Raw genomic sequence first — 3,806 nt, forward strand, 5'->3', positions numbered from 1 at the left:
GTCAACGACACCCGCGGCCACGCTGCGGGGGATCAGGCCCTGGTCGCGGTTGCCGAAGCGCTGCGCTCGACCGCGACGTCCAGCACCGTCATCGCCCGCAGCGGCGGGGAGGAGTTCCTCTTCGCCGACATCGTGGCATCCGAAGACGCCGCCCTGCGCTACGAGCAGGTGTGCGCAGCCATCGCAGGGCTGCCCTGCGAAATCACCGGGAGCATCGGTACCGCGCTGGTAGAGGTGAGCCTGGTGAGCGAGGACTCGTTCGACGTGATGATGGATCAGCTCATCACCGCCGCCGACAAGGCCATGTACGACGCCAAGCACGACGGGGGCAACCAATGCCGCCACCATGGCTCCGTCATCTGACACCCAGAGCATCATTCGAGGGCGACGATGTACGACAGCTCCCAACTCTCGCCCGAACGCCAGGCCTCTTCGAATGCGCTCTCTGTCAATGCCACTCGTGTCCGCGCGAGCAACTCCTCCGTGCCGGGGCGGCGCGGCCACACCATCGCCGCCCGCCGAGTGTGGGTGTAGGCCGCGGCGTACAGACTCGCCGCCCGGACGTGCGATCCCCGCTGGGTCTCGTAATTCGCCCGGTTCTCGATGAACATTCCTGCGGTGGTGCCGCCGGCGGCCAGATGAGCGTGCATGACGCGACGCACCCAGGGGATGCCCCGCTCGGGATCGCCATGCAGCACGGCCGCGGTCATCGGCGTCGCGGCCGTCATCCACGCTGCCACCGCGTTACCCGCTGCCACAGCATCCTCGTACAGCTGCTCAGCGTGAGCGGCGGCCTCGTCGAGGGCACCGCCCACTGCTCGGGCAGTGCAGCCGAGAACCTCTGCCAGCAAGAGCAATTGGGGATCTCCAGAGCGGGCGGCCACACTCTGCAACGCGGCGTCGACGGCGACGATGAGGTCCGCATCGGGATGGACCCATAGCCCGCTGCCCAGAGTCACCAGTGCCTCACCGACGGCGACCAGATCGCTCTCGGGCAGGGCGGGAACGCGCTCGACGGCTTCTCTGACCAGGGGTCGCACCGCTTCTACTCGACCCTGCACGGCCACCGCGGCTGCCAGCACGAGCGTGGCGCAGACCCACCCCGCCGCATCCGTTTCGTCGGCCACGTCGCGGGCGAGGCGGAGCCAGCGCTCGGCCTCGATGACTCTGGTCCGGAAATACCAGTAGAAGCCCAGAGCAGCGCACAGGCGGGCCGCCCGGGGGTCCGGTCGATCGACCAGGACATCGGACAGCGTCGCCCGGATCGTCGCGTCGTCAGAGTCGAGCGCTGCGAACCACTCGTGCTCGCCGGCCATTCCGAGCCGGGGACGGGAGGCAACGAGGTCGACCGCCCACTGGTTGCGGCGCGCCGTCGCCAGCTCGACATCGTCGCCGATCCGCAGCTGGTGTGCGGCATGTGCCCGTACCGTGGCAAGCTGACGAAAGACGCTGTTGCCCCGAGATTTACGACCGGCCACGGGTACAAGCATCGAGCAGTGCACGAGGGCGGCGAGGGCATCGCCGACTTCCTCGCCCGGCAGATCGCCGACGACGGCGGTGGCCGCGGCGGCGGAGAACTCTCCTGGGAGTACAGCGATGCGCCGGTGGACAAGTTGTCCGACCGGGTCCAGCAGGCGGTGGCTCGAGTCGATCGCCGCTCGGAGCATGTCCCGGTGCCCGGGCTTTCCGAGGGCGCCGAGGTCGGTGCGCGTCTGCGTCACGATGTCCACCAGGCTGTGGCTGCGGGCGCGCCCGGCGGCGAGTTCGATCGCCAACGGCAGACCGTCGACGGCGACACAGATCGCGACGGCTGCCGCACGCACCTCCTCGTCGAGATCCAGATTTGGGTCTACCCGGCCGAGGCGGTCCAGGAGCAGCTGCACCGCTGGCCCGTCGACGCCGCTTCCGTCAGTTGCCGGCAGAGCGAGCGGAGACACGCTCCATGTCACCTCTGCATCGATGTCCAGCGGGGTCCGGCTGGTCGTCAACACGGCACATCGTGAGGTGCCGTGCCCCAGGACCGTCGACACCAGGTGTGACACCGCTGCGACAACGTGTTCGCAGTTGTCGAGGATCAGCAGCATTCGGCGACCGCGACAGTAGTTCGCCAGATCCTCCAGCGGCGTCGAGGCGGGCACCGACACGATGCCGATCGTCGAGATCACAGTGTTCACGACAAGATCGGCGTCATCGAGCATGGACAGATCGGCGAACCACACTCCGTCCGGGAACCGGTCCGCGGCGGTGCGACCGACCTCGATGGCCAGGCGAGTCTTCCCGATCCCAGCAGCACCGGTCAGCGTCACCAACGACTCGGAGTCGAGCAGCGCGCTCAGGTGCGTGACGTCGGCGGCTCGACCGAGCAGAGGTGCCAGACTCGGCGGCAGGTGAATGTCGCGCGCCGCCGGCGTGCGGGGCGAGCTGCGAGGGGCACCGTCGAGCGCGGAGTCCTGCTGCAGGATCTTGGCGTGCAGCGTCCGCAATTCGCTCCCGGGCTCACTGCCGAGCTCGTCGATCAGCGCCGACCGGGCGCGCTGGAACGCCGCGAGCGCTTCGTCCGGCCGAGCGCTGCGATAGAGCGCGAGCATCTGCTGCGCGCGCAGACGCTCCCGGAATGGCGCGTCGGCGATCAACGGCTCGAGATCAGCCAGTGCCTGCTCGACGCGCCCGACCGCGATGAGGGCGTCGATACGGGCTTCGCAGGTGTGCCTGCGCAATTCGTCGAGGCGCGCAACCGCGGGTTGCGCCCACGGTTGCTCACCCAGCGATCCGTAAGGCTGCCCACGCCACAGTTCAAGGGCCTCATCGGCCCGCATGATCGCGTTGTCGGCCTTGCCCACCGCTAGCAGATCATCGACGTCGCGGCTCAGTCGCGCGAACGCCACGGAATCGACAGCGTGGCCGTCGGCCACCAGACGGTACCCGTTGTTCTCGTTGAGGAGAACGGTCGGGGGCTGACGCTGCGCGCGGTGTGGTTCGAGGAGTTGGCGCAGCCTCCACACGTGGGACTCCAACGTCGACACCGACGCCTCGGTCGCATCACGGCCCCATGTCGCATCGAGCAGCGCCTCCACCGACACCCGGCGGTTGGCGTGGATGACGAGCATCGCCAGGATCGTGGCTGCGCGCGCCCCGGCCACCGGGCGTTCGACCCCGTCCACGGTCACCGTCAGCGCGCCGAGGTCACGCACTCGCATAGGTCGAACTTAGCTCGCGGAACACCCAGTGGAGCGCCGTTGGAGCGATGTTGGAGCGGAGTCAGCGACTGTGATGGCGAGCCACCCACAACCGGTGGGCAACTGAAGAAAGCGAGCCATCATGCCCGTCTACCAATGCGTCACCTCCGGCATCGACCTGACCGAGGAGCAGCGCGACCGGATCGCGACCGGGATCACCACGATCCACCACGACGAGACCAACGCACCCGAACCCTTCATTCGCGTCGTGTTCACACCCCTGCCGCTCGGTCTCATGTACACCGCGGGCAAGGTCGAGCCGTCGATCATCATCAACGGCGGAATCCGTTACGGCCGTGGCGAAGTAATCCGACGAGCAATCATGGAGAAGCTGCACCGGCTGGCCGTCGAGGTCACCGGCAGCCCCGAGGACCACGTCCTGATCGTCGTTTCCGACACCCCCAACGGCTGGGCCATGGAGGCGGGCATCATGATGCCCGAGCCGTTCCCGGAGGCCGAGGCCGCATGGTTCCAGGCGCTGGCGGACAAATTGCCCGCGCGCTTCGCCGCGGCCAGCGCGGGCTGACGGCACGGCGATGACGGTGACTCCCCTCGTCACTGCGATGATCG

The 3,806-nt window shown here is 68.3% G+C and carries 3 protein-coding genes; 2 read left to right on the plus strand and 1 reads right to left on the minus strand.

The features are described from left to right. Nucleotides 1-363: GGDEF domain-containing protein (locus tag ACOJSN_RS02985; RefSeq protein WP_420111027.1), on the plus strand; the 363-nt coding region annotated here is incomplete at its 5' end. Nucleotides 364-374: 11 nt separating this feature from the next. On the opposite strand, the gene ACOJSN_RS02990 is transcribed toward ACOJSN_RS02985, so the two are convergent. Further along, on the minus strand, nucleotides 375-3,197 hold the full coding sequence (locus ACOJSN_RS02990; protein WP_420111028.1) for an AfsR/SARP family transcriptional regulator: 2,823 nt from the start codon (nucleotides 3,195-3,197) through the stop codon (nucleotides 375-377). A gap of 121 nt (nucleotides 3,198-3,318) precedes the next feature. Here ACOJSN_RS02990 and ACOJSN_RS02995 point away from each other — a divergent pair, with 121 nt between their 5' ends. Beyond that, nucleotides 3,319-3,762, plus strand: a complete 444-nt coding sequence (locus ACOJSN_RS02995; protein WP_420111029.1) for a tautomerase family protein — start codon at nucleotides 3,319-3,321, stop codon at nucleotides 3,760-3,762. The last annotated feature ends 44 nt before the right edge of the window (nucleotides 3,763-3,806 follow it).

The organism is Pseudactinotalea sp. (genome assembly GCF_048594945.1).
In the GTDB taxonomy this organism is placed as follows: Bacteria; Actinomycetota; Actinomycetes; order Actinomycetales; family Beutenbergiaceae; genus Pseudactinotalea.

Bases quoted from the DNA above. Each gene is read 5' to 3' on its own strand.
- ACOJSN_RS02990 (WP_420111028.1), bottom strand. From the start codon at position 3,197: ATGCGAGTGCGTGACCTCGGCGCGCTGACGGTGACCGTGGACGGGGTC.
- ACOJSN_RS02995 (WP_420111029.1), top strand. From the start codon at position 3,319: ATGCCCGTCTACCAATGCGTCACCTCCGGCATCGACCTGACCGAGGAG.